The organism is Nocardioides sp., assembly GCF_047607185.1.
GTDB lineage: Bacteria > Actinomycetota > Actinomycetes > Propionibacteriales > Nocardioidaceae > Nocardioides.
In genome coordinates, this window is the sequence record NZ_JASGDQ010000051.1 from 1 (window position 1) to 24,864 (window position 24,864).

Annotated in this window: 28 protein-coding genes; 18 read left to right on the forward strand and 10 right to left on the reverse strand. The window is 70.5% G+C overall.

All coding sequences use genetic code 11. The features are described from left to right. Window positions 1-149 precede the first annotated feature (149 nt). The 8 genes from QM595_RS04870 to rfbB form a co-directional block, all read right to left on the reverse strand. A complete protein-coding gene (locus QM595_RS04870) occupies window positions 150-428 on the reverse strand; it encodes a hypothetical protein (RefSeq protein ID WP_415170402.1) in 279 nt (92 codons plus the stop codon). Then, window positions 422-1,453, reverse strand: a complete 1,032-nt coding sequence (gene cysC, locus QM595_RS04875) for an adenylyl-sulfate kinase (protein ID WP_415170403.1) — start codon at window positions 1,451-1,453, stop codon at window positions 422-424. The genes QM595_RS04870 and cysC overlap by 7 nt, the downstream gene beginning before the upstream one ends. Window positions 1,454-1,462: 9 nt before the next feature. After that, window positions 1,463-1,816 (reverse strand): phosphomannose isomerase type II C-terminal cupin domain, encoded by a 354-nt coding sequence (locus tag QM595_RS04880; protein WP_415170404.1) that lies wholly within the window; start codon window positions 1,814-1,816, stop codon window positions 1,463-1,465. 28 nt (window positions 1,817-1,844) lie between these two features. Continuing rightward, window positions 1,845-2,129 (reverse strand): DUF2516 family protein, encoded by a 285-nt coding sequence (locus QM595_RS04885; protein WP_415170405.1) that lies wholly within the window; start codon window positions 2,127-2,129, stop codon window positions 1,845-1,847. Window positions 2,130-2,219: 90 nt separating this feature from the next. Next, the gene (locus QM595_RS04890; RefSeq protein WP_415170406.1) at window positions 2,220-2,804 is read right to left on the reverse strand and encodes a hypothetical protein; all 585 of its coding nucleotides are present in this window, start codon (window positions 2,802-2,804) and stop codon (window positions 2,220-2,222) included. 32 nt (window positions 2,805-2,836) lie between these two features. Beyond that, window positions 2,837-3,232, reverse strand: coding sequence for a helix-turn-helix domain-containing protein (locus QM595_RS04895; protein ID WP_415170407.1), 396 nt, complete (start codon window positions 3,230-3,232; stop codon window positions 2,837-2,839). A 74-nt stretch (window positions 3,233-3,306) separates the two neighbouring features. Then, complete coding sequence (locus QM595_RS04900; RefSeq protein WP_415170408.1) at window positions 3,307-4,707, reverse strand: sugar nucleotide-binding protein; 1,401 nt, start codon at window positions 4,705-4,707, stop codon at window positions 3,307-3,309. 159 nt (window positions 4,708-4,866) lie between these two features. After that, window positions 4,867-5,907, reverse strand: coding sequence for a dTDP-glucose 4,6-dehydratase (gene rfbB, locus QM595_RS04905; protein WP_415170409.1), 1,041 nt, complete (start codon window positions 5,905-5,907; stop codon window positions 4,867-4,869). Between rfbB and rfbA the strand changes: the two genes are divergently transcribed. Continuing rightward, window positions 5,894-6,760: a glucose-1-phosphate thymidylyltransferase RfbA gene (gene rfbA, locus QM595_RS04910; RefSeq protein ID WP_415170410.1), complete on the forward strand. Its 867-nt coding sequence runs from the start codon at window positions 5,894-5,896 to the stop codon at window positions 6,758-6,760. The genes rfbB and rfbA overlap by 14 nt on opposite strands. 169 nt (window positions 6,761-6,929) lie before the next feature. On the opposite strand, the gene galE is transcribed toward rfbA, so the two are convergent. Beyond that, a complete protein-coding gene (gene galE, locus QM595_RS04915) occupies window positions 6,930-7,901 on the reverse strand; it encodes a UDP-glucose 4-epimerase GalE (RefSeq protein ID WP_415170411.1) in 972 nt (323 codons plus the stop codon). 60 nt (window positions 7,902-7,961) lie between these two features. Between galE and QM595_RS04920 the strand changes: the two genes are divergently transcribed. The 6 genes from QM595_RS04920 to QM595_RS04945 are packed head-to-tail and all read left to right on the forward strand — an operon-like array spanning window position 7,962 to window position 12,208. Next, on the forward strand, window positions 7,962-8,729 hold the full coding sequence (locus QM595_RS04920) for an N-acetylmuramoyl-L-alanine amidase (RefSeq protein WP_415170412.1): 768 nt from the start codon (window positions 7,962-7,964) through the stop codon (window positions 8,727-8,729). 24 nt (window positions 8,730-8,753) lie between these two features. Then, window positions 8,754-9,650: a glucosyl-3-phosphoglycerate synthase gene (locus QM595_RS04925; RefSeq protein WP_415170413.1), complete on the forward strand. Its 897-nt coding sequence runs from the start codon at window positions 8,754-8,756 to the stop codon at window positions 9,648-9,650. A 38-nt stretch (window positions 9,651-9,688) separates the two neighbouring features. Further along, on the forward strand, window positions 9,689-10,504 hold the full coding sequence (gene folP / locus QM595_RS04930) for a dihydropteroate synthase (protein ID WP_415170452.1): 816 nt from the start codon (window positions 9,689-9,691) through the stop codon (window positions 10,502-10,504). Further along, window positions 10,501-10,896: a hypothetical protein gene (locus QM595_RS04935; RefSeq protein WP_415170414.1), complete on the forward strand. Its 396-nt coding sequence runs from the start codon at window positions 10,501-10,503 to the stop codon at window positions 10,894-10,896. Before folP ends, QM595_RS04935 begins: the two co-directional genes overlap by 4 nt. Continuing rightward, window positions 10,884-11,456 carry a dihydrofolate reductase family protein gene (locus QM595_RS04940; protein ID WP_415170415.1) on the forward strand — a complete coding sequence of 191 codons (573 nt, stop codon included), beginning with the start codon at window positions 10,884-10,886 and terminating at the stop codon, window positions 11,454-11,456. Before QM595_RS04935 ends, QM595_RS04940 begins: the two co-directional genes overlap by 13 nt. Continuing rightward, entirely contained in the window at window positions 11,453-12,208 is a 756-nt protein-coding gene (locus QM595_RS04945) for an enoyl-CoA hydratase-related protein (RefSeq protein ID WP_415170416.1), read from the forward strand. The genes QM595_RS04940 and QM595_RS04945 overlap by 4 nt, the downstream gene beginning before the upstream one ends. 38 nt (window positions 12,209-12,246) lie before the next feature. Here QM595_RS04945 and QM595_RS04950 read toward each other — a convergent pair whose 3' ends face one another. Continuing rightward, window positions 12,247-12,975 carry a helical backbone metal receptor gene (locus QM595_RS04950; protein ID WP_415170417.1) on the reverse strand — a complete coding sequence of 243 codons (729 nt, stop codon included), beginning with the start codon at window positions 12,973-12,975 and terminating at the stop codon, window positions 12,247-12,249. A 42-nt stretch (window positions 12,976-13,017) separates the two neighbouring features. On the opposite strand from QM595_RS04950, the gene QM595_RS04955 reads away from it, so the two are divergent. The 11 genes from QM595_RS04955 (at window position 13,018) to QM595_RS05005 (ending at window position 24,630) form a co-directional block, all read left to right on the forward strand. After that, entirely contained in the window at window positions 13,018-13,212 is a 195-nt protein-coding gene (locus QM595_RS04955) for an SDR family oxidoreductase (protein ID WP_415170453.1), read from the forward strand. Between the two features lie 153 nt (window positions 13,213-13,365). Beyond that, window positions 13,366-14,523, forward strand: coding sequence for an ABC transporter substrate-binding protein (locus QM595_RS04960; RefSeq protein ID WP_415170418.1), 1,158 nt, complete (start codon window positions 13,366-13,368; stop codon window positions 14,521-14,523). A gap of 22 nt (window positions 14,524-14,545) precedes the next feature. Then, window positions 14,546-15,589 (forward strand): branched-chain amino acid ABC transporter permease, encoded by a 1,044-nt coding sequence (locus QM595_RS04965; protein WP_415170419.1) that lies wholly within the window; start codon window positions 14,546-14,548, stop codon window positions 15,587-15,589. Continuing rightward, window positions 15,586-16,356 carry an ABC transporter ATP-binding protein gene (locus QM595_RS04970; RefSeq protein WP_415170420.1) on the forward strand — a complete coding sequence of 257 codons (771 nt, stop codon included), beginning with the start codon at window positions 15,586-15,588 and terminating at the stop codon, window positions 16,354-16,356. Before QM595_RS04965 ends, QM595_RS04970 begins: the two co-directional genes overlap by 4 nt. Then, complete coding sequence (locus QM595_RS04975; RefSeq protein WP_415170421.1) at window positions 16,349-17,065, forward strand: ABC transporter ATP-binding protein; 717 nt, start codon at window positions 16,349-16,351, stop codon at window positions 17,063-17,065. The genes QM595_RS04970 and QM595_RS04975 overlap by 8 nt, the downstream gene beginning before the upstream one ends. 1 nt (window position 17,066) lies before the next feature. Then, window positions 17,067-17,933, forward strand: a complete 867-nt coding sequence (locus QM595_RS04980) for a branched-chain amino acid ABC transporter permease (protein ID WP_415170422.1) — start codon at window positions 17,067-17,069, stop codon at window positions 17,931-17,933. Window position 17,934: 1 nt separating this feature from the next. Then, window positions 17,935-19,266, forward strand: a complete 1,332-nt coding sequence (locus QM595_RS04985) for an MmgE/PrpD family protein (RefSeq protein ID WP_415170423.1) — start codon at window positions 17,935-17,937, stop codon at window positions 19,264-19,266. Beyond that, complete coding sequence (locus QM595_RS04990) at window positions 19,263-20,831, forward strand: AMP-binding protein (protein WP_415170424.1); 1,569 nt, start codon at window positions 19,263-19,265, stop codon at window positions 20,829-20,831. The genes QM595_RS04985 and QM595_RS04990 overlap by 4 nt, the downstream gene beginning before the upstream one ends. Window positions 20,832-20,865: 34 nt before the next feature. Beyond that, on the forward strand, window positions 20,866-22,026 hold the full coding sequence (locus QM595_RS04995; RefSeq protein ID WP_415170425.1) for an acyl-CoA dehydrogenase family protein: 1,161 nt from the start codon (window positions 20,866-20,868) through the stop codon (window positions 22,024-22,026). A gap of 2 nt (window positions 22,027-22,028) precedes the next feature. After that, the gene (locus QM595_RS05000) at window positions 22,029-23,609 is read left to right on the forward strand and encodes a class I adenylate-forming enzyme family protein (RefSeq protein ID WP_415170426.1); all 1,581 of its coding nucleotides are present in this window, start codon (window positions 22,029-22,031) and stop codon (window positions 23,607-23,609) included. After that, on the forward strand, window positions 23,602-24,630 hold the full coding sequence (locus tag QM595_RS05005) for a zinc-binding dehydrogenase (RefSeq protein ID WP_415170427.1): 1,029 nt from the start codon (window positions 23,602-23,604) through the stop codon (window positions 24,628-24,630). The genes QM595_RS05000 and QM595_RS05005 overlap by 8 nt, the downstream gene beginning before the upstream one ends. Window positions 24,631-24,864 lie beyond the last annotated feature (234 nt).

Here is a 24,864-nt window from a genome sequence, read left to right on the forward strand (position 1 = left end):
CCAGGTGCGCGCAGCGCAAGGCGGCGTCGCGACGGCATACCGGGCGTCTTCCGAGCGGCGCCAACGCCGCGATGGGTGTGCCTGGGCCGCGCAGACCCGGGACGAACTTCCGGAGACGACCACTAGTAGCCTGTCGCGGCCGCTGTCGGCTACCTCAGGGCAGGGATGACGACGCCGAGCAGCCGGCTGATGTGGTCGGCGCACTCGGCCGCGGCCTCCGGGCCACGTCGGTAAGGGTCGCCGATGTCGGTCGCCAGGCCGGCGTTGCCCCGCGACCGCGCCAGCCGCAGCAGCAGTTCCTCGCGGCCCAGCCCGGTCCCCACCCGCTCGATCGCGGCGGCCGCCTGCCCGAGAGTCAGCACCTTGCCGACCATGTCCGGGCGGTCGTCGAGGATGTAGCTGCGGTGAGCGCTCTCCGCGGTCAGCACCAGGAGAGGACGTGGAACGGCTCGGCCGGCTCCGGCACGTCGACCAGCCCGGTGGCTCGCAGGCCGTCGAGCACGTCCCCCAGAGCGTCCTCGATGGTGCGGCCGGTGGTGTCGACGACGACATCGGCGTCGCTCGGCTCCTCGTAGGGGGAGGAGATCCCGGTGAACTCCGGGATCTCACCGGCACGGGCCTTGGCGTAGAGGCCCTTGCGGTCGCGCCGCTCGCACTCCGCCAGCGGCGTCGCGACGTGGACCAGGAAGAACCGGCCGCCGGCGTCCTCGACGTAGTGGCGTACGTCCTGCCGGGTCGCGTCGAAGGGCGCGATCGGGCTGCAGACCGCGATGCCGCCATGCCGGGCGATCTCGGCGGCGACCCAGCCGATCCGGCGGATGTTGGTCTCCCGGTCCGCCTTGGAGAAGGTCAGCCCGGCCGAGAGGTGGCGTCGTACGACGTCGCCGTCGAGGGAGGTGACCTGGCGGCCACCCTCGAGCAGGATGTCCATCAGCGCCCGCGCCAGCGTCGACTTGCCGCTGCCGGAGAGCCCGGTGAAGAAGACCACCAGGCCGCCGGAGCCGGTGGCCTCGACCGGCGGGGCGACGGCGGGATCGCCGTAGGCCGCCAGCACCTCGGCCAGCCGCGGATGGTCGTGGGAGACGGGGATCGCGACCACGTCGTCGTACGACGAGAGCGCGGCCCGCAGCGCGGCCGGCCGGTCGGCGACGCCGCCGACCAGGACGGCGGTGAAGCCGTCGGGATGCTGGGCACGTGCCTGCTCCGGGGTGAGGTGGAGCCGCCGGAACGGGCCGTACTCCGGGCGGCTCAACGGCGTCACCTCCCCCGAGGGCCAGCCGACACGGGCGAGCGGCAGGCCCTCCGGGTCGACGAGCTCGACGACGCCGGCCTCGCTGGCGGCGGCCGCGACCTCGGCCGGCAGTGCGAGGTCGAGCGGCCCCGGCAGCGCGCCGGAGGCGATCAGCTCGAGATCGTCGAGCTCACCGGGGGCGGGGTGGTGCTGGATGGTCATGGTGATCGCTCAGGCCTCGGCGCGGCCGAAGTCGTCCTCGAGCCGGATGATGTCGTCCTCGCCGAGGTAGGAGCCGCGCATCACCTCGATGATCACCAGCTCTCCCTCGCCGGCGTTGCCGAGCCGGTGGGCGGCCCCGGTCGGGATGTCGAGGCACTGGCCGACCCCGACGACGACCGTCTCGCCGTCGATGACGCAGGTGGCGGTGCCGCTCGCGACCACCCAGTGCTCGGCACGGTGCTGATGAGTTTGGTACGAGAGCCGGGACCCCGGCCTCACGGTGATCCGCTTGACCTTGAAGCCGTCGCCTTCGTCGAGAACCTGCCAGTACCCCCACGGGCGGTCGTCCTTCTCCCCGATCACGCGGAGAAGGCTACCGGTTGGGCCACCGCTAACGGCGGCGGAGCCCGGCCAGTGCTGGCCGGACGTCGGCCAGGTAGACGAAGGTCGCGATGGTCAGCGCGAGGTTGACGAACATCGGCACGAACCAGGCGCCCTGCAGCAGCGCTGCGATGCCGGTCACGGCCACCCAGCCGCCCTTGCTCCACTTCTCGGCGACGCGGTAGTGCTCGGCGGAGTAGAGCAGGCTGCTGACGAAGGCGAAGATCTTGACCGCCAGCAACACGACGTACACCACCAGGGAGACGGCGTTCGGAATGCCGAGCAGGTGGTCCATGGCCACGATCCTACGCGAGACAGAGACCGACCAGGGCCCGTCCACATCCTCGCAAGGAGGGTGCGGACGGGCCCTGGGGTGCGAACGACCTCAGGCCTTCTTGGCGGCGGGAGCCTTCTTGGCCGGTGCCTTCTTGGCGGCGGGCGCCTTCTTCGCGGGGGCCTTCTTGGCGGCGGGCGCCTTCTTCGCGGGGGCCTTCACCGGAGCCGGCTCGACCGGAGCCGGGGTCTCGCCCCGAAGCTTGGCGACGAGGACCTCGCCCCGCTTGACCAGGTCGCCGTAGGTGTCGGTGGCGGTCGAGGTGGTCTCCTTGTAGTAGGAGGTCACCTTGCCTGGCAGCGACCTGGCGCCGTCCTGCAGTTCGGTGACCTTGGCCTCCACCTGCGCGCGGCGGGCTCGCGCCTCGGTGGTCAGCGTCTCGAACTGGCTGGTGGCCTTGCTACGAGCGGTGCCGGCGAATGCCTTCGGCTCGAAGCCGGTCACCGACCGCTGGTAGTCGCTGACTCGCTTGGTCAGGTCCTTCTGGTAGCCGGTCACCCTCTTGGTGACGGTCTCGACGTAGTCCTTGACGGCCTCGACCGCGAGGTCGGCGACACCGGCGCCGGCGTAGACCGGCTTGGGCACCTCGACCTTGGCCAGGTCCAGGTCGATCTTGGGGAGCTCGAACTTCGGCATGTCAGTTTCTCCTTCGTGGGACGAGCGTTACTTCAGGACTCGTCGGTCTGCGGTGACTCGACGGGTCGGTTGTTGAGTGCCAGGAAGGACGCGTAGACGTCGAGCAGCGACTGCTTCTGCCGCTCGGTCAGCTTCGTGTCGCCCAGCACGGCCAGCTCGACCGAGCCGCCGACGCCGTCCTCGGGGTTGAGGATCCCGGCGCGCACGTAGAGCTGCTCGGCGGAGATGCGAAGCGCCTTGGCGATCTGCTGCAGCACTTCGGCGGACGGCTTGCGCAGCCCGCGCTCGATCTGGCTCAGGTAGGGGTTGGAGACCCCTGCCTGGTCGGCGAGCTGGCGCAGCGAGAGCTGAGCCGAGATCCGCTGCTCCTTGAGATATTCACCCAGGGCGCGTGCGGTCGACGAGACCTTGCCCTTGCTCTTGACCATGCTTCCCAGTCTGCTAGCAAACGATAACAGTTGCAAGCAGGGCGGATGTGCGGACGGACACATCCGGTTGGCGGCTACTCCGCCAGGTAGGCACGCAGCGCGGTGAGCTGGTCGGGCGGGGTGAAGCCGGTGGCCTCGAGCCTGGTCAGGTCGAGCACCGAGTTGAGGGGCCGCGGACTGATCGGCTTGCCGGCATCGACAGCGCCCTTGAAGTAGTCCTCGGTGGTCGTCGCGGCGACGTCGTCCTTGCTCCGGCCGGACAGCGCGAACACCTCGGCGGCGATGGCTTGCCAGGAGAGCGGGTCGCCGCCGTTGGAGACGTTGTAGACGCCGTACGGCGCTCCGGTGGTGAGCAGGTGGGCGATCGCATCGGCGAGCGTGGTGGTGAAGGTGAGCCGACCGATCTGGTCGGAGACCACGCTGGGGGAGACGCCCTGCTCGGCGAGCGACCTCATCGTCAGCACGAAGTTCTTGCCCTCGCCGATCACCCAGGAGGTGCGCACCAGGTAGTGCCGCGGCGTCGTCTGCACCGCGATGTCGCCGGCTGCCTTCGACTGGCCGTAGACCCCCAGCGGCGAGAGCGGCTCGTCCTCGGTGTGCCTGGTCGCCGTACCGTCGAAGACGTAGTCGCTGGAGACGTGTACGAGGGTCAGCCGATGCTCGGTGGCGGCGTGGGCCAGCAGCGCGGGCGCGGTGGCGTTGGCGACCCAGGAGGTACGACGCCCCTCCGGCGTCTCCGCGAGGTCGACCGCGGTGTAGGCGGCCGCGTTGAGCACGACGGCGTACTCCTGCCAGGGCCAGGCGGCCACCGCGGCGGGGTCGGAGATGTCGAGCTCGTCGAGGTCGACCTGGTCGGCGTCGGGGAAGACCCTGCTCAGCGCGCGGCCGAGTTGGCCCTTGGCGCCGACGATGAGGGTCTTCTTCGGCTGCATCGGCACGACATCGGCGAGCCTGGGGTTGGCCTGGTCCTTGTCGCTGATCTCGACCTCCGCCGAGTCCAGCGGGATCGGCCACGGGATCGCCGCGGTCTCGTCGCGCAGGTTGAGCGCGGGGTAGACCTTGCCGGGCACGTAGTGGTCGTTGACCAGGTAGGAGTAGACGGTGCCGTCCTCCAGCGCCTGGTAGGAGTTGCCGACCCCGCGCGGCACGAAGACCGCGACGTCGGGGCCGATCTCGATCGAGAAGGTGTTGCCGAAGCTGTCGCCCGCGCGCATGTCGACCCAGGCGGCGAAGACCCGGCCGACGGCGACCGAGACGAACTTGTCCCACGGCTCGGTGTGGATGCCTCGGGTCGCGCCCCGCTTGGCGTTGAACGACATGTTGTTCTGCACCGGACCGAAGTCGGGCAGGCCGAGGGCGACCATCTTCTCCCGCTGCCAGTTCTCCTTGAACCAGCCGCGGCTGTCGCCGTGCAGCGGCAGCCGGACGACCAGCAGCCCCGGGATCGCGGTCGGTTCGATCGTCAGCTCAGTCATGCTCTCTCCCTATCGCCGAGTCGGCAGAAGTGCGGGTCTGTAGAGGCTCGAGTCGGCAGAAGTGCTGGTCCATAGGGGCTCGAGTCGGCAGAAGTGCTGGGGGCGGGCCTGCACTTGTGCCGACTCGGCGGTCTGACGACCTGCACTTCTGCCGACTCGTCAGTGGCCCTTGGCGGCGTACTTGGCCTCGGTCTCGGCCTTGAGCGGGCGCCACCACGCCTCGTTGGCCTGGTACCAGGCGATGGTGTCGGCCAGGCCCTTGTCGAAGTCCTGGAACTTCGGCTGCCAGCCCAACTCGGTGCGGAGCTTGCCGGACTCGATGGCGTAGCGGCGGTCGTGACCGGCGCGGTCGGTGACCCACTCGATGTCGTCCTCGGGGCGGCCGAAGTGGCGCAGGATCGCCTTGACCACCTCGACATTGGACAACTCGCCGTCGGCGCCGATCAGGTAGGTCTCGCCGATCCGGCCCCGCTCCAGGATCGCCATCACGGCGCTGGAGTGGTCCTCGGTGTGGATCCAGTCGCGCACGTTGAGGCCATCGCCGTAGAGCCGGGGCCGGCGGCCCTCGATCACCTCGGTGATCTGGCGCGGGATGAACTTCTCGATGTGCTGCCAAGGACCGTAGTTGTTGGAGCAGTTGGAGATCGTCGCACGCACCCCGAAGGAGCGGACCCAGGCGCGGACCAGGTGGTCGGAGCCGGCCTTGCTCGCGGAGTAGGGCGAAGAGGGCTGGTACGGCGTGTCCTCGGTGAACCGCTTGGGGTCATCGAGCTCCAGGTCGCCGTAGACCTCGTCGGTCGAGACGTGGTGGAACCGTACGTCGTGCTTGCGAGCCGCCTCCAGCAGCGTGAAGGTGCCCACCAGGTTGGTCTTGATGAACGGCGCCGGGTCGCTGAGCGAGTTGTCGTTGTGCGACTCGGCGGCGTAGTGAACGACCGCGTCGACGGCGGCCACCAGCGGGTCGACGGTGTCGAAGTCGGCGATGTCGCCGACCACGAGCCTGACCCGGTCCGAGGGCAGCGCGGCGAGGGACTCCTCGCTCGAGGCGTAGGTCAGCTTGTCGAGCACCGTCACCTCGGCGTCGGTGGTGGCGACGACGTGGTGGACGAAATTGGAGCCGATGAAGCCGGCTCCGCCGGTGACGAGGATGCGATTCACGAGACTGAGTCTAGGTAACCTGACGCAGGTGAAGGGAATCATCCTCGCCGGTGGCACCGGCTCGCGCCTGCACCCGATCACGCTCGCGGTGAGCAAGCAGCTCATGCCGGTCTACGACAAGCCGATGATCTACTACCCCCTCACCACGCTGATGCTGGCCGGCATCCGGGACGTCCTGATCATCACCACCCCCCACGACGCGGAGGCGTTCGAGCGGCTGCTGGGCGACGGCTCGCAGTTCGGCATCACCATCACCTACCGCCAGCAGCCCTCGCCCGACGGCCTCGCGCAGGCGTTCACGATCGGTGCCGAGCACATCGGCTCCGACCGCGCCGCACTGGTGCTCGGCGACAACATCTTCTACGGCGCCGGGCTCGGCACCAGGCTGCGTCGCTTCGAGGAGCTCGAGGGGGCGGCGGTCTTCGGCTACCCGGTCGCCGACCCGACGGCGTACGGCGTGGTGGAGTTCGACGCCGACTTCAGGGCGCTCTCGCTGGAGGAGAAGCCGGCCGAGCCCAAGAGCTCCTACGCCGTCCCGGGCCTCTACTTCTACGACAACTCCGTCGTCGAACTGGCGCGTTCGCTGAAGCCGTCCGCGCGTGGCGAGCTGGAGATCACCGACCTCAACCGGCTCTATCTCGAGGCCGGCCGGCTGCATGTCGAGGTGCTGCCGCGCGGCTCGGCCTGGCTCGACACCGGCACGATCGAGGACCTCAACGAGGCCGCCAACTACATCCGCGCCATCGAACACCGACAGGGCACCAAGATCGGCGCCCCCGAGGAGGTCGCCTGGCGGATGGGCTGGCTCTCCGACGAGGAGCTCGCCGACCGCGCCCAGAGCCTGCTCAAGAGCGGGTACGGCGCCTACCTCTTGAGGCTCCTCGACCACCGTTGAGCGCGAGTCGGCACAAGTGCTGGCTCCAGGAGTGCCGAGTCGGCACAAGTGCTGGCTCCAGGAGTGCCGAGTCGGCACAAGTGCCGGAATACTCCACAGCCCGCTGTGGACCAGGCCCGCACTTGTGCCGACTCGGGCCTCTACAGACCCGCACTTCTGCCGACTCGCGCTAGTAGGCGTCGCCGGCGGCCTGGCGGGCGGACCAGGCGGAGGCGACCATGTCGCGCAGGGTGTGGCGCATCTGCCAGTCGAGGTCCCGGGCGGCGAGTTCGCCGGTGGCGACGATGCGGGCGGGGTCGCCGGGGCGGCGTGGCCCGATCTGGGGGGTGAAGTCGATGCCGGTCACCTCGCGGACGGCGATCATGATCTCCTTCACGCTCGACCCGGTGCCGCTGCCGAGGTTGTAGACCGGCTCGAGGCTCTCACCGGCGGCGAGCTTGCGGGCGGCCACGGCGTGGGAGTGGGCGAGGTCGGCGACGTGGACGTAGTCGCGCACGCAGCTGCCGTCCGGGGTGTCGTAGTCGTCGCCGTTGACCTGCGGCACACGACCGTTGGTGAGCGCGTCGAAGACCAGCGGGAAGAGGTTGTGCGGGCTGGCGTCGAACAGCTCTTCGGTGCCGGAGCCGACGACGTTGAAGTAGCGCAGGCTGGTGTGCTTGAGGCCGTACGCCGTGGCGGCGTCGCGGATCAGCCACTCGCCGATCAGCTTGGTCTCGCCGTACGGGCTCTCGGGCTTGGTCGGCGTCTGCTCGGTGACCAGGTCGACGTCTGGGGTGCCGAAGGTGGCCGCCGAGGAGGAGAAGACGATCTTGTCCACGCCGGTGGCGGTCATCGCCTCCAGCAGGCTGACGGTGCCCTGCACGTTCTGGGCATAGGTGTGCAGCGGGCGGCTCACGCTGACGCCGGCGTACTTGAAGCCGGCGAGGTGGATGACGCCCTCGACGCCGTGGTTCTTGATGGCGTCCTCGAGGGCGGCCTGGTCGAGGATGGTGGTGGTGACGAACGGGACGCCGTCGGGCACGAACCGGGCGAAGCCGGTGGACAGGTCGTCGACCACGACGGGCTCGATGTCGGCGGCCAGCAGGGCCCGTACGACGTGCGCGCCGATGTAGCCCGCGCCGCCGGTCACCATCCAGGACATCTCATCCTCCATTTTCCTCCGGAGCGTTCACGATATCCGGACATGCCCTAGGGTCGTCGGGTGCTTCTCCGCGCTCTCGCCGTCTCCGTGCTGCTCGTCCTCGGTCTCGGTGGGACGGCCTCGGCGGAGCGGGTCGACGTGGCGCGGACGGCGCCGGCCGGCGACCTGTCCGGCAAGGTGGTCGTGCTCGACCCCGGCCACCAGCTCGGCAATGCCAGCCACCCGACCCAGATCAACCGGCTCGTGACGGCCGGGCCGACCCGCAAGCCGTGCAACACCACCGGCACCTCGACCAACGGCGGCTACCCGGAGGCGACGTTCAACTGGCAGGTGGCCCGGCTGGTGGCCAAGGCACTGCGTGAGCGCGGCGTCCGGGTGATCATGACCCGGCACTCCAACTCGCGCTCGGCGTGGGGGCCGTGCGTCGACGTCCGGGGCCGGGCCGGCAACAAGATCCACGCCGACCTCAAGGTGTCCATCCACGCCGACGGGTCCTTGTCTCCCGGCGCGCGGGGCTTCCACGTGATCGCCCCGGCCCGGATCGAGGGCTGGACCGACGACATCGCCGCGCCCTCGCTGCGGCTCGCCCGGACGCTGCGCGCGGCGCTGGTCAGGGCGGACCTGCCGCGGGCCAACTACATCGCCGGCGGCGACGGTCTCGACGTCCGGGGTGACCTGGGAACGCTCAACCTGTCCGACGTACCCGTGGCGATGGTCGAGCTCGGCAATATGCGCAACGCCACCGAGGCCCGCCGGATGACCTCGGCCCAGGGCCGCCGCGGCTACGCCCGCGCGCTGGTGAAGGGGATCGTGCGAGCGCTGCGCTGACACTTGGCCCGATAGTGTCGTGACGTGATCGCGACTCACCACTGGGACGAGTGGACACTCGACTCCCTGGTCGCTCGCAAGGGCGCGACGACGGTGTCGCTGGTGGTGCCGGCGCGCAACGAGGCAGCCACCGTCGGTGACATCGTGACCCGGCTGCGCACCGCGCTGGTCGACACTGTCGCGCTGGTCGACGAGATCGTCGTGATCGACTCCGACTCCACCGACGCCACCGCCCGGGTGGCCGCCGACGCCGGCGCGGCCGTCTTCGCCGCAGCCTCGATCCGCCCCGACCTGGGCAGCCATCCCGGCAAGGGCGAGGCGATGTGGAAGTCGCTCTTCGTGACCAGCGGTGACCTGCTGGTCTTCATGGACGCCGACCTGGTCGAGTGGGACACCCACTTCGTGCCCGGCCTGCTCGGGCCGCTGCTGACCTCGTCGGCCTCGCTGGTGAAGGGCTTCTACGAGCGGCCCGGCGAGCTGGGTCCGCTCGACGGCGGCCGGGTGACCGAGCTGGTGGCGCGGCCGTTGATCGCGCTGGAGTGGCCGGCGCTGGCAGGACTGGTGCAGCCGCTGGCCGGGGAGTGGGCGGTACGGCGCTCGCTGTTCGCCTCGCTGTCGGTGCCGACCGGCTATGCGGTCGAGCTGGCCGCCCTCGTGGACACCCTGGCGCGGCTCGGCCCCGAGGCGATCGCGCAGGTGGACCTCGGTCTGCGGGGCCACCGCCACCAGGACCTGCTGGACCTCGGCGTGATGGCGGCGCAGCTCCTGGCCGCCGCCGGCCGCCGGCTGGACCGGCCCGCACCGGACACGGTCGCGCTGCGTCAGTTCCGGCGTCACGACGGCGCCGTCGAGGCGGTGGAGCGCGACGTACTCGCCGTCGAGCGGCCGCCCGCCGCCTCGCTGCTGGAGGCGGCGTCGTGAGGCTCGGCAGGCACACCTTCGACGACGACCGGCCACTGATGATGGCGATCGTCAACCGAACCCCCGACTCTTTCTTCGACCAGGGCGCGACCTGGGCCGAGGAGGCGGCCTTCGAGCGCGTCGCGGAGGTCGTCGAGCAGGGCGCCGAGATCGTCGACATCGGCGGCATCAAGGCCGCGCCGGGTGCGGAGATCTCCGAGGCGGAGGAGCGGGCCCGGGTCGTCGACTTCGTGGCCCGGGTGCGCGCGGCGTACCCGGCGCTGGTCATCTCGGTCGACACCTGGCGCGCCTCGGTCGCCGACGCGGTCTGTGCGGCCGGTGCCGACGTCATCAACGACGCCTGGGGTGGCGCGGACCCCGAGCTGGTCTCGGTCGCCGCCGAGCACGACGCCGCCATCGTCTGCACCCATACCGGCGGGGTGACGCCGCGGACGCGGCCCTATCGGATCGAGTACGACGACGTGATGGCGGCGGTGCTCGCCGACTGCCTCTCCTACGCCCAGCGCGCCCTCGACGCGGGCGTCACGAAGGAGTCGATCGTCATCGACCCCGCCCACGACTTCGGCAAGAACACCTTCCACTCCCTGGAGGTCACCCGCCGGCTCCCTGAGATGGTCGAGACCGGCTGGCCGGTGCTGGTCTCGCTGTCCAACAAGGACTTCGTCGGCGAGACCCTGGACCTGCCGGTGGGCTCCCGGCTGACCGGCACGCTCGCCGCCACCGCCGTCTGTGCACTGGCCGGGGCGCGGATCTACCGGGTGCATCAGGTGGTGGAGACCCGGCGATGCGTCGACATGGTGTGGTCGATCGCCGGCCGGCGGCCGCCGGCGAGGGCGATCAGGGGGCTCCAATGAGGATCGCGCTGGTGCCGGGCGTGCTGGCGCTGCGGCCGGAGTACGCCTCGCTGATCGATCCGGTGCCCGAGCTGCGTACGGCGGTGGCCGGCGCCGAAACCTGGGCCGACACGGTGCTGGTCGGCAACGGCTCGGCCAAGCGGACCGAGAAGGCGCCGGGCTATCTCGATCCGCGGGCCGAGCCCTTCGACGCCGAGCTGCGGGCCGCGCTGGTCGCCCCCTCGCCGGCCGACCTACGGGCCGTGGACGACGGTCTGGCGAAGGAGCTGTGGGCCTCGACCGAGTCGTTCGGCGAGCTGGCGGACCTGCTGGAAGGAGCCCGGCTGGTGTCCGTGGACTACGACGACGCGCCCTATGGGGTGCAGTACTGGGTGATGAGATGGCAGCGTTGATCGGGTCCGGGTCATACGAGTGGCCCGACGGGCCGTGGCTGCGGGCCAACATGGTGTCCTCTGTGGACGGCGCCGCCCAGGGCGCCGACGGGTTGTCGGGCACCGTCAACAACGAGGTCGATCGGGAGGCCTTCAGCCAGCTCCGCGAAGGTGCCGACGCCCTCCTGGTCGGAGCTGGCACGGCGCGGGCGGAGGGATACCGGCCCGCCGACGTACCCCTGGTGGTCGTCGGCCATCGGCTGCCGCTCTCGCTCCAGGGGGAGGACTCGGTCCGGCTGGTGCCCGGCGGCAGCGCTGCCGAGCTGCGGGCACTGGTGGACTCGCTGCGCGCCGAGGGGCTGTCCCGGATCCTCTGCGAGGGTGGACCGTCGCTGCTCGGCGACCTGGTCCGCGCCGGCCTGGTCGACGAGCTCTGCCTGACGCTCACGCCCCGGCTCCTCGCCGGCGACGGCCGGCGGATCCTGGCCGGGCCGCTGGTCGACGTACCCCTCTCGTTGACCTCGCTGGTGGAGCAGGACGGGACGCTGCTGACGAGGTGGCTAGTAGCCTGTCGCGCGTGACTGATCTTCTGGTGGAGCGGCGCGACGGCGTCGTCGAGGTGACCTTCAACCGCCCCGAGAAGCACAATGCGTTCACGCGGGACATGTACGGCGAGATGCACGCGCTGTGCGACTCGCTGGCCACCGACGAGTCGGTGAGGGTGCTGGTGCTGCGCGGCGCCGGCGGCCGGGCGTTCGCCGCCGGCAACGAGATCTCCGACTTTCTTTCCCAGGACGCGGTCGCCTACGAGGACTGGATCCGCTCGCTGCTCGACAAGCTCTTCGCCCTGCCGCAGGTCACCATCGCCGCCGTCGACGGGGTCTGCGTCGGGGGCGGGCTTGCCGTGGCCACCCACTGTGACCTGCGCGTCGCCACCGAGTCCTCGCGGTTCGGCTATCCCATCGCGCGGACACTCGGCAACGCGCTCGCCGCGCCCATCGTCTACCGTTGCGCCGCCGTCTTCGGCGAGCCGATCACCCGCGAGATGCTGCTGGCCGCCCGGCTCGTCGGCGCCGACCGGGCGCACGCCGTCGGCGCGGTGCTCTCCGTGGTCGACTCGCTCTCGCCGGCCGTCGAGGAGCTGGTCGACTCGATCCTGGCGCTCTCCGCGGTCACGCTGCGGGCGACCAAGTCGCAGCTGCTGTCACTGGCCAGGACCATCGAGGCCGCCCCCGCCTCGGACGAGCAGCTGCTCCACGACGTCTACACCGGCCCCGACTTCGCCGAGGGGGTTCGGGCGTTCCTGGCCAAGGAGAAGCCGGCCTTCGGCTGAGTTGTGAAGGATTCGTGGTCCGATAGGTCACTCTCTGGTCACAACTCCGCGGCCTCGATCAAGCTGGGCCCGTACCAGGTGATCAGCCGGCCGCTGACCAGCTCGGTCGGGACGCTGAACGCCTCCGGGCCGTCGTCGGCGGTGAAGACGTAGGGCTCGTCGGGGAGCAGCACCACGTCCGGACCGGCGTCCTCGATCTCCTCGACGGTGACATGCGGGTAGCGCTGCTCGTGGTCCTCGAAGACATTGGCCCAGCCGAGGCGACGGAGCAGGTCGCCGGTGAAGGTGCGTGAGCCCACCACCATCCACGGATCCCGCCAGACAGGTACGACGACCCGGCGGGTGATAGGCGGCAGCGGCCCGGTCCACAGTTCGCGCGCCCGCGCCAGCCACTCGGGTCGCGGCCAGCCGAGCACGTCGTCGAGCAGGTGCTCATAGGCCGCGATCGCCTGGGGGACCGTCTCGATCTCGGTCACCTCGACCCGGATGCCCGAGTCCCGCAGCCGGCGCACGTCCAGCTCTCGGTTCTCCTCCTTGTTGGCGATCACCACGTCGGGCTCGAGCGCCCGGATCGCGGCCAGGTCGGGGTTCTTGGTGCCGCGCACCCGGGTGACGTCGAGGTCGGCGGGGTGGGTGCACCAGTCGGTCGCCCCGACGATCGCCTGTCGGCGTACCGTCGCCAGGCCCTCGGTGATCGACGGCACCAGCGAGACGACTCGGCAGGCCGGGTGCACGGTGTCGTGGGGCGTCGACGGACGGTCGCTCACGTCCCGACGATATCGCCGGGACGGGGCGGCCCGGTGCGGCGGATGGGCGGCGTGGTGCCGGGCCCGATCGCCACGCCGATGGTCGAGGCTCGGGGCTACGACGTCGACGGCTTTCCGATCGGCAGGTGGGGCGAGCCTGAGGAGGTCGGGCGAGCGATCGCCTTCCTCGCCTCGCCGATGGCCAGCTATGTCTGCGGCGTGCTTCTCGACGTCAACGGCGGTCTCTCGTTCCACTGACCGGGTCGCCGCCCTTGTGACCGTAGTCACGAAATTGTCGAACCGAGACTTGACCTAGATCACATTCATCGAGTTCGATGGGTGTCGACCGACCGGACGGTCGGGAACCCCAATCAAGGTCTCGGGACCAAGTAGTTCAAGGAGGAACTGTCGATGGCTCGATCCAGGCTTGGCCTTACCTCGGTCCTGGTGGCCTCGGTGGCACTGGCGCTCGCGGGCTGTGGCTCCAGCGACAAGGACGACTCGGGCAGCAGCAACGGCGGCGACGGAGGCAAGAGTGCCTTCAAGTTCGCCGTCGTCGCAGAGAAGACCGGGAACTTCGCCGCCTACGGCACCCAGCTCGAAGCGGGCGTGCAGGCGGCGGTCGACGATCTCAACGCTTCGGGCGACTACGACTACACGTTCGAGCCGAAGATCTACGACTGCCAGAGCGACCAGGCGATCTGCGTCCAGTCCACCCGGCAGGCCGTCACCGCCGACAAGCTCTCGGCCGTGATCGGCCCGATCGTGAGCGTCGACATCCTGCCCTCGGCCGAGGTGAGCGAGCGCGCCGGCGTGCCGCACCTGGTGATGGCGGTGCTCAACCAGATCACCGACGACTACGACAACACCTTCCGCTGGAGCACCCAGAGCGACCGGAGCAACCAGACGGTCATCGACTACGTGAAGGCCAAGCTGCAGCCCGGTGAGACGGTCGCGATCGTCAACGCCACCACCGACTTCGGCAAGGGCGGCGCGCAGCAGCAGACCGAGCAGCTCGCCGACGTGGGCATCACGCCGGTCGCCTCCATCCCGCACGACCCCGACCAGGCCGACTACACGCCGCTGATCACCCAGCTCAAGCAGGCCGACCCGACCTACGTCCTCCTCAGCGACTCCAACCCGGCTGACATCGCCAAGCTGCTGCGGCAGTCGAAGGAGCTCGGCCTGAAGGCGACCTGGATCGGCGCCGACGCCTCGGGCACGATCGACCTCGCCGGCGACGCGGCGGTCGGCTACCTCACGGTCTCGCCCTGGTTCCCGGGCGGCATCAACCAGGAGCTCACCGACAAGCTCAAGGCCAAGGGCATCGAGACGCCCGGCTGGATCTCCGCGATGGCCTATGACGCCACCCTGGGACTGGCGAAGGCGGTCCAGGAGAAGGGCACCTCGACCGAGGAGATCACCGCCGGCCTGGAGAGCCTGAGCGACTTCGCCGGCCTGGCCCGGACCGGCTGGACCTTCTCCAAGGACGACCGGCGCGGCCTGGCCAGCTCGCAGATCGCCAACTGGACCGGCGACGGCTACGAGGTCGTCTGGCCCGAGAACTGACGCCCAGCGGCTCTCGAACACCATGACCAACACCCTCTTCGCACCCGCGGCGGCGCCCTCGCGGCGCCGCCGCAGATGGCCCACGACGCCGGTTGCCATCGCCGCCGCGCTGGTCGTCGCCGTCGTCGTCGCCCTGGTCCCGCTCGTGGGCGACTACGCGTTCAACTACCTCATCGCCTACATGGTGATCATCTGCATCCTGGGCCTGGCGCTGCACCTGCTCATGGGCCTGATGGGCATCTTCTCGCTCGGACAGGCGGCCATGTTCGGCACCGGCGCCTATGCCATCGTCGTGGCGAGCGACGACCTCGGTCTCGACGGGGCGCTGGGCCTGGCGCTCGTGGCGGTGGTCGGCGCGCTGCTCGGCCTGGTCATGGGCGCGGTCACGCTGCGGATCACCGACCTCTACCTCGCCCTCACCACGCTGGCGTTCGGCTTCATCCTCGAGAACGTCGTGCGCAACACCGACTGGCTCGGCGGACCGCAGGGTCGCACCGGGTTCGACGTCACCTTCCTCGGATCCTCGCTCGACGACCCCAAGCTCCTGTTCTGGGTGGGGCTGGGCTTCCTCTACCTCTTCGTCGTCATCATCGCCAGCATCCGGCACAGCCAGATCGGTCGCGCGATGATGGCGACCCGCGAGAGCCCGATCGCGGCCAGGAGCATCGGCATCGACACCCGTCGCTACAAGCTGCTGGCCTTCGCCGTCGCCGGTGCGTTCGCCGCTCTCGCCGGGGCGCTCTATAGCGCTTGGTCCCTCGTCGTCGACCCGTCGGTCTTCGGCATCGAGCTCACCCTCTCGGTGTTGGCGATCGCCATCGTCGGCGGAGTGCGCTCGATGCCCGGCGTCATCATCGTGGCTGTCGCCCTGACCTACTTCCGCAACCGTGCCCAGGACTTCGGGGCCTCGGACTCCGTCCTCCTCATCTACGGCCTGCTCATCGTGGTGACACTGCGGTTCCTGGCCCAGGGGCTGGGCGGTCTCGCCACCTCGCCTCGGCTCGCCAGATGGCTGCGGGCACGCGAGGCCAGGGCCTGCCGTGGCGGAGAGCAGGGCTCGGCATGACCGCGCTCCTCGAGGCCAGAGGCCTCACCCGCCGTTGGGGCGGCCTGGTCGCCGTCGACGGCGCCGACCTCACGGTCGAGACCGAGACGCTGCATGGCCTGATCGGCCCCAACGGAGCCGGCAAGACGACGCTGGTCAACATGGTCACCGGCGTCGACCGCATCGACGGCGGCACCGTCCACTTCCGGGGCGGGGACATCACCGGGCTCCCGGCGTACCGGCTCGCCGCGCTCGGCATGGCGCGCTCGTTCCAGACCTCACAGCTCTTCGACGACGAGAACGTGCTCAACAACGTGATGGCCGGGCGCCACCGGCACATCTCCTATCGCTTCCCGCACACCTTCCTCTACACGCCGAGGACGAGCAGGGTGGAGCGCGAGAACCGCCAGCACGTGCTCACGATTCTGGAGCAGCTGGGTCTCGGCGACGACGTGAAGCGGCTCGTGGCCGAGCTGCCCTACGGCCGTCGCCGGCTCGTCGAGCTGGCTCGCGCGATCGCGAGCGAGCCCAGCCTGCTGGTGCTGGACGAGCCGGCCGCCGGTCTGCCGGGGGCCGACGTCGAGGTGCTCGGCAACGCCCTGCGCACGCTGCGCGACAGCGGCTACACGGTGCTCGTGATTGAGCACAACGTCGGACTGCTGATGACCATCTGCGACCGCCTCACCGTCCTCAGCGAGGGGCGGGTGATCGCGGACGGCGAGCCGGCCGTGGTCCGGGAGACGCCGCAGGTGATCGAGGCCTATATCGGCAGGAGCGAGGATGCTTGAGCTCACCCACGGCCGTATCGGCTACGGCCCGATCACCATCGTCGAGGATCTCAGCATCAGCGTCGGCGAGGGCGAGGCCGTCTTCCTGATCGGCCCCAACGGAGCGGGGAAGTCGACCACCCTGCGCGGGATCGTCGGACTGAACCCGCTGACCCGCGGCACCCTGACCTGGGACGGCAGGGACGTCACGAGGCTGCCCGCCCACCAGCGCGCCAGGCTGGGGATCGCGGCCGTGCCCGAGGGGCGACACGTGTTCCCGCAGCTCACCGTGGTGGAGAACCTCGAGGTCGCCGCGCGGGTGGCCTCGCATGCGGGGGTCAAGGAGCGCATCGACGACGCGTTCGACCTCTTCCCCCGGCTGGCGCAGCGCCGGGGCCACCTCGCCGGCCTGCTCTCCGGTGGTGAGCAGCAGATGCTCGCCATCGGCCGCGCGCTGGTGCAGCGGCCACGGCTCCTCATCATCGACGAGCTGTCGCTCGGCCTGGCGCCGGTGATCTACCAGCAGGTCGGCGACACCGTGCGCGAGCTGGCGGGGAGCGGCCTCAGTGTGCTCCTCGTCGAGCAGAACGCCCGACTTGCGATGCGCATCTGCAGCCGCGGCTATCTGCTGTCCAACGGCGCCATCGTGCTGGAGGGGACCGTCGCCGAGCTGGAGGCGACCGCCGAGATGCGCGATCTCTATCTCGGCGGCCTGGGAAAGGTGGGCTGAGGTGGAGACCTTCGTCCTCCTCGCCGCCGGTGGCCTCGTGACGGGCGCGATCTACGCCCTCATCTCCGCGGGGTACGCCGTCCTCTACACCGCGACGGGTTTCGTCAACTTCGCACTCGGCGCCCAGGCGATGGTGGCGGGCTACCTCACCTACGCCGCCTTCGACTCCCTGCCCGTCGTGGTGAGGGCGCTCATCGCGCTCGTGGTCAGCGTGCTCATCTCCGTGCTGTCCTGGGTGCTGATCTACCGGAAGGTCGCCGAGAAGGACATGCTCGCCGCGGTGATCATGTCCTTCGGGTTTTCGATCGTGCTCGCCGAGATCGTCCAACTCGTCGCCGGCGGCATCCCCCGGCCGGCGCGAAGCCCGTTCGGCTCGGGGACCCAGCAGCTAGGGCTGCTGTCGATCTCCAACCACAGCATCGCGGTGCTGGTGACCAGCCTGGTGCTGTTCGGCGTGCTGGCGCTGATCTTCTCCAGCCGTGGCGGCACCACCATCCGGGCGATGTTCCAGGACAAGGAGATGGCCGAGACGCTCGGCGTCCCGACCAACCGGGTCGTCATCGGCCTCTTCGCCCTCTCGGGCGTCTTCGCGGGGGCCGCCGGGATCCTGACCGCCCCGATCCTCTCCCTCAGTCCCCAGATGGGCACCCGGCTGGCGCTCATCGCCTTCGTCGGCGCGATCCTCGGCGGTCTCGGCCGGATCAGCAGCGCCATCGTCGGCGCCGTCATCCTTGGCCTGCTCGAGACCTTCTTCGCCGGCTATGTCTCCCAGGACTGGCGCGCCACGCTCGTCTTCGGAGTCTTCATCCTCGTCCTCGTCGTACGTCCGGTCGGCATCCTCGGCCGGAGCGAGAAAGTGAAGGTCTGACGTGACCGGGCTCGTCGCATCCCTGGGTGGCTTCGTCTCCGGACTGCGGACCGCGGACATCCCGCCCGATGTCCTGGAGAAGGCCAGACTCGCCCTGGTCCACAACCTGAGCGTCGCGGTGGCCGGTAACCGGCTCGCGGAGGTCGCGGACCAGTGGTCCAGGCGTCGCTGGGGCGGCTCGGGCGCCCACACGCTGATCAGCGGTCTGGAGCTGGCGCCTCCCGACGCGGCCTTCGCCAACGCCTGCCTGATCCATGCCCGCGCCCAGGACGACGTCTACTTTCCCGGCCTCACCCACGTGGGCGCCGCGACGACGCCGGCGGTGCTGGCCCTCGCCGAGGCGAAGGCGGCGACCCTGGGCGATGCCCTGACGGCTCTGGTCGCCGGCTACGAGGTGGCGGCTGCGGTGAGCGCCGTGGCCGCGCCCCTCACCACGTCGTACGGCTTCCGCGCCAGCGGCATCTACGGCGGCTTCGGCGCCGCGGCGGCCGCGGCGAGTCTGCTGAGGCTCGACCCCACAGGGAGCAGCCACGCGATCGCCATCGCCGGCTCCTTCGCGTCCGGCACCAACCAGACCTGGGTCGACGGCTCGCTGGAGTGGCAGCTCCAGCTCGGCGCCGCGGCGCGATCCGGGATCGAGGCCGCGTCACTGGCCGCGAGCGGCGGCACCGGCGCTGCCGGTGCGCTCGAAGGTGGCGCCGGGTTCTTCGCCGCCTTCGCCCGGGATGCCGCGCTGGCCGCCCCGCTGTCCGAGGCCGGTCTCGGCGAGGTCTGGCGCACCCGCGACGTCACCTTCAAGCCCTATCCCGTCTGTGCCATCCTCCAGGCTCCGGTGGCTGCGGCGACCGAGCTGCACGAGCGAGTCGGGAGGCCGGAGTTCTCCCGGGCCAGCATCCGGCTCGCCCCAGCCGAGGCGCACTATCCCGGCACCGACGGGACCGCGCCATTCGACGACGCCGGCGCGGCGCTGATGAGCGCGAGCTATTGCCTGACGCTCGGGCTCGTCCAGGGCGACGTCACCGCCGATGACCTCTTCCGATCCCACGAGGAGGCGCTGCAGCACCTCTCCCGGCGGCTCGAAGTCGTCGCGGACCCGACGTTGGCGCCGCGCTGCTTCGTCCTGGAGGTCGAGTATCCCGACGGCCATGCGGAGCGGGTCGAGCGAGATGGAGGCTCGGCCTTCAACTGGCCACGAGAGGAGCTGCTGATGAACGTCGAACGCCTCAAGCGGGAAGTGCCGGCCGGGATCGACCTCGACCGCCTCGCCGAGCTCGCCTTCGGCGACCTGGGCACCCAGGTCGCCGAGATCGTCGACACGGTGATCGCGTCGTGACCGCCCACGACATCGTCGGCGACCGGACGCTGCGCGACCTGCTCGACGAGCGTGTCGAGCGGAACGCGCACAAGACGTTCCTGGTCTACGAGGACCGCGAAGGCAACGTCTCTGAGACGACGTACGCCGAGTTCCAGGCCGAGGTCGACCGGATCGCCGCAGGCCTGTGGGAGCGTGGGATCAGGCAGCACGACCGCGTCACCGTTTTCCTCGCCAACAGCCCCGAAATCCTCGAGATCTGGTTCGCGCTCGCGACGATCGGGGCCACCATGGTGCCTGCCAACGTGGCCAACACCGCCTCGGAGCTGTCCTACGTGCTGGACTTCTCCGGCTCGAAGGCGGTGGTCACCGAGCCGAGGTTCCTCGACGTGGTCACGGCCGCGGCCGACACGGTCCCCGCCGTCGGACTGCGCCTCCTGGCGCGGACGAGCCAGGCCGAGCCGGGGATGGTCCTCCTGGACGGGCTCCGCGTCGCCGGGGCGGCCGTGCCGCAGGTGCAGGTCGACTCCGAGGACGTCGTACAGATGCTCTTCACCTCCGGGACCACGGCGCGACCCAAGGCCGTCCTGCTCACCCACGCCAACGCTCTCCACGGCGGGCTGCGTGAGTCGAGCGGCCTCGCCATGGACAGCACCGACCGGGCGCTGACCTCGCTGCCGATCTTCCACGTCAACGCCCAGGTCATCACGGTGCTGTCCTCGCTCACCGTGGGCGGCACGGCGATCGTCCTCGAGGAGTACCGCGCCACCCGGTTCTGGGACCAGGTCCGCAGCCATCGCGCCACCCAGGTGAGCCTGGTGGCGATGCAGGCCCGGACCCTGCTGGCCCAGCCCGAGCGGGAGACCGATCGCGACCATGCCCTGCGCCGTACCTTCTACGCCCTCAACATCTCCACGGAGGAGAAGGAGCGGTTCGAGAAGCGGTTCGGCGTCGAGCTGATCAACGCCTACGGCCTGTCCGAGACGATGACGCTGGTGACGCTCGCGCCGGTCTTCGGACCCAAGCGGTGGCCGTCGATCGGCATGCCGAGCGCCGGGCGTGTCGTGCGCCTCGTGGACGAGGACGGCAACGACGTCGGGCCTGGCGAGGTCGGCCAGATCGTCGTCCAGGGAGTGCCCGGTCGCACGATCATGAAGGGCTACCACGACAATCCCGAGGCCACCGCTCGCGCCATCAGGGACGGCTGGCTCTACACCGGCGACAGCGCGTGGGCCGACGAGCAGGGCTACCTCTACTGGTTCGATCGCAGCGTCGACATGATCAAGCGCGCCGGCGAGAACATTTCCACGCTGGAGGTCGAGAGCGCTCTGGTCGAGCATCCCGCGGTGGCGGAGGTGGCCGTCGTCGGCGTGCCCGACCCGATCCGCGACCAGGCGGTGAAGGCCGTGGTCGTGCTGGTGCCGGGCGCGGCGGCCACCGCCGAGGAGCTCGCCGACTTCTGCTCGGAGCGGCTGGCGAGGTTCAAGGTCCCTACCGAGTTCGAGTTTCTGACCGAGTTGCCGAAGACCTCCATCGGCAAGGTCTCCAAGGGCGTGCTGCGGCACGGCGGCGACACGACGCCGTAGCGCTCGCGCCATCGACAGATAGCAAGGATGTGACGTGGATTTCGCACTGACGCCGGAGCACAACGACTTCCGGAACCAGCTGCACAGCTGGGTGGAGAAGAAGCTGCCCAAGCACGCAGCACGGGAGTGGGAGGCGCAGGAGCACCAGTATCCGCAGGAGCTCTGGGATCTCATGGCCGAGCAGGGACTGCACGCCGTGGGCCTGCCCGAGGAGTACGGCGGCTCGGGACCCGACGTGCTCTCCCAGGTCATCATCGGCAGGGAGCTCTCCCGCACGCTCGGCGGGCTGGTCTGGACCTGGGGACTGTCGTCGTTCTGTGCCCGCTCGATCGCCGAGTCCGGCTCCGAGGAGGTCAAGGCCGAGCTGCTGCCCCGGCTCGCCGCCGGCCAGACGCGCATCGCGATCGCCGTCACCGAGCCCTCGGGCGGCACTGACCTGCTGGGCGCGATGCGCACCCGAGCCACCAAGGTCGACGGCGGCTGGCGGATCAGCGGCCAGAAGATCTGGTCGACCGCCGCGCACGTGTCGGACTACCTGCTGCTGCTCGCGAAGACCGACCCGGACGCCGAGCGGCTGCACCACGGAACCACGCTGTTCCTGGTGCCCAACCCGTCGGCAGGACTGTCGATCCGGCAGATCCCCAAGCTCGGGATGCGGGCGGTCGGCTCTTGCGAGGTCTTCCTCGACGACGTCTTCGTGCCGGACCGGCTCGTCGTGGGCCAGCCCAACGAGGGCTGGCGCGGCATCCTGACCAGCCTCAACAACGAGCGCATCATCGTCGCCTCGCTCTGTCTCGGAGTCCTCGACGGCGTCTTGGAGGACGCCGTGGGCTACATGAAGGTCCGGGAGGCGTTCGGGCGCCCGATCGGGCAGTTCCAGGCGCTGCAGCACTATGTCGCCGACATGGCCATGTGGCAGCGGCAGAGCGAACTGGCGATCTACCATGCCGCCTGGCTGCAGCAGTCCGGGCAGTCGGTCGGCACCGCCGCCACGATGGCGAAGGTGATCGCCTCCGAGCACGCCACCAAGGCCGCCGACATGGGCATCCAGATCCTCGGCGGCATGGGCTACGCCCAGGAGACCGACATGCAGCGCTACTGGCGCGACGTACGTCTGTACCGGATCGGGCCGATCACCAACGAGATGGGACGCAACCTCATCGCCGAGGGGCTCGGGCTGCCCAGGTCGTTCTAGCGATGGCCACGCCGCACGCCGGTGCCGACCAGCCCGTTTCGCTGCTCGCCAACCTGGCCAGGAACGCAGTCGATCCTACCCGAGTGGCCTTGACGCTCGGGCCGGAGTCGCGCACGTATGCCGAGCTGGTGCGGCGGGCGACGGCGCTGGCCGCCGGCCTGGCGACCCGATGCGGGGTCCGGCCCGGAGACCGCGTCGCGCTGCTGGCGAGGAATCGGATCGAGTACCTCGAGGTGGAGCTCGGCGTGAGCCACGCCGGCGCGGTGCTGGTGGCGATGAGCTGGCGCTACACGACCGTCGAGGCGGTCGCGGTGCTCGCCCGGTCCGGCGCCGGCGTCGCACTCGTCGATCCTGAGCTCATGCCCGGACTGCTCGCCGCCCGGGCGACGGGCGAGCTGCCCGACCTGCGCGTGGTGGTCGCCTTCGGGGCGGGCTCGTCGGCGGCCGACGACTACGCGGAGCTGCTGGAGGCCGGTGCCTCGACGGACTGGGCCGCCGAGGAGCAGGGGCGGTCGATCGATCCGCACGAGATCATCTTCACCTCGGGCACGACCGGGCTGCCCAAGGGAGCGATCTGGACCACCGGCGGCGTCGTCTGGAACGCGCTGCAGCAGATCGCCGACTTCACCATCACCCGGGAGAGCGTGACCTACGTCAGCTTCGACCTCAACTACATCGGCGGCCGGCACCAGCTCGTGTGGGCGATCCTGCTTCAGGGCGGGACGGTCCACCTCAAGCGGTCCGGTGGCTTTGCGGCCGAGGAGGTGTTCGCGGCCGTCGTACGGCATGGCGTGACGCACCTGCTGCTCGTCCCGACGATGCTCGGCGACGTGCTCGACCTGCTGGAGCGCCGCCCGGCCGAGGCCCCCGCGCTGCGGATGATCATGTGCGGCGGCGCGCCGGTCCCGGCGGCGATGCTGGAGCGTGCCGCGCGGCTCCTTCCCGGCGTCTGGGTGGCCCACGTCTACGGCCTCACCGAGGGCGGTGGGACGGTCTGCTTCGTGCCCCCGGCCACCGCCCGTGACAAGCCGGGATCCGCGGGCGTGCCCTCGCTCAACGCCCGGATACGGGTGAGGTCCGAGACGGGACCGGCCGCGCCCGGCGAGATCGGCGAGGTCGAGGTGCTCGCACCCACGCTGTGCGCCGGCTACTGGGGCGACATCGAGGCCACCCGCGCGCTCTTCGACGACGGCTGGTTGCGCACCGGCGACCTCGGATTCCTCGACGCCGACGGATTCCTCTTCCTGACCGGCCGGAGGAAGGAGCTCATCATCTCCGGCGGCATGAACGTCTTCCCCGCCGAGGTGGAGGCGGTGCTCGAGCAGCACCCCGCGGTGCGGCATGCGGCGGTCTTCGGCGTGCCGCACCAGCGGTGGGGCGAGACGGTGGCGGCGGCAGTGGAGCTTCTCCCGGGTCATGCCACAACCTCCCAACAGCTCGTGGAGCTCTGCCGGGAGCGGCTGTCGGGCTACAAGCTGCCGACCGTCGTCTGGTTCGTGGAGCAGCTGCCGAGGACGCCGTCGGGGAAGATCCGGAAGTACGACCTGGTCGAGCGCTACGCCGGGAGGGCCGGCGATGGCTGAGCAGACGGCTGAGCGGATGGCTGGTGGACTCCCCGCCGAGATGTGGGCCTGGTGCTTCGCCGAGCACGGCGATCCGGCGCAGGTGCTGGCGCTGCGCCGTACGGCGGTGCCGGTACCGGGGCCTGGTCAGCTGCTGGTGGCGGTCGAGGCGGCGGCGGTGAACTTCGCCGACGGCCTGATCGTGCGAGGCGACTACCAGTCCAGTCCGCCGCTGCCCGCCGTCTCGGGCATGGAGCTCGCCGGGAGCGTGGTCGCCGGGGCTGAGCGACCGCTCAGCACCCGCGTGGCAGGACTCGGCGCGGGCCTGGGCGGCGGCTTCGCCGAGTACGCCGTGATCGAGGACGCCGACGCCTTCGAGCCGCCCGCCCTCTACTCCGCCACCGAGGCCGCCTGCTTCACGGTCGCCTACCAGACCGCGTGGTTCGCGCTGCACGTGCGCGGGTGCCTGACGCCCGGCGAGACGGTGCTGGTCCACTCCGCCGCGGGTGGCGTGGGACTGGCCGCCGTCCAGCTCGCCGCTGCGGCGGGGGCCCGGGTCCTCGGTGTCATCGGCAGCGTGGCCAAGGCGCCCGCCGCCCTGGCCGCGGGCTGCGAGGCGGTGTTCCTGCGAGGCGAGCCCGACCTGGCGGCTCGGATCAAGGATGCGTCGGACGGGGGCGTCGACCTCGTGGTCGACCCGGTCGGCGGCGAGTCCCACACCGTCTCCGAGCGGGTGATCCGGTTCGCCGGCCGGATCGTGCTGGTGGGATTCGCCAGCGGTGACCTGCCGGTGGTGCGACCGGACCTGGCGATGGTGAAGAACTACGCGGTGGTCGGCCTGCACTGGGGTCGGTACCGCACGAAGGCCCCCGAGATGGTCGCCGCCGAGTACGCCCGGCTCGTCGACGCGGTCACCGGGGCCGGGATCCGGCCGCTGGTCTCCGACGTCCTCGACTTCCAGGAGGTGCCGGCAGCACTGGCGCGGGTCACCGGCGGTGGCTCCGTCGGCCGCGTCGCCGTGACGGGGATGCGCCGGCCATGAGATCCGCGCCGATCCGACTTCTCGCTCTGCCCGGAAGCGGCCACGGCGTACGTCCGCTCGAGCACGCTAGGGGCCTCGCCGAGCTCGTCCCGCGCGCCCGGCTCGCGGTCGTCGACGCCGGCCACAGCCCCATGTACGAATGCCCGGCGGAGGTGGCACGCGAGGTGCGGCGGCTGCTGGCTGACCGACTACTCGGTCGAGTCCCTCTTCGGCGTGCTCGGTGAGCGCTATAGA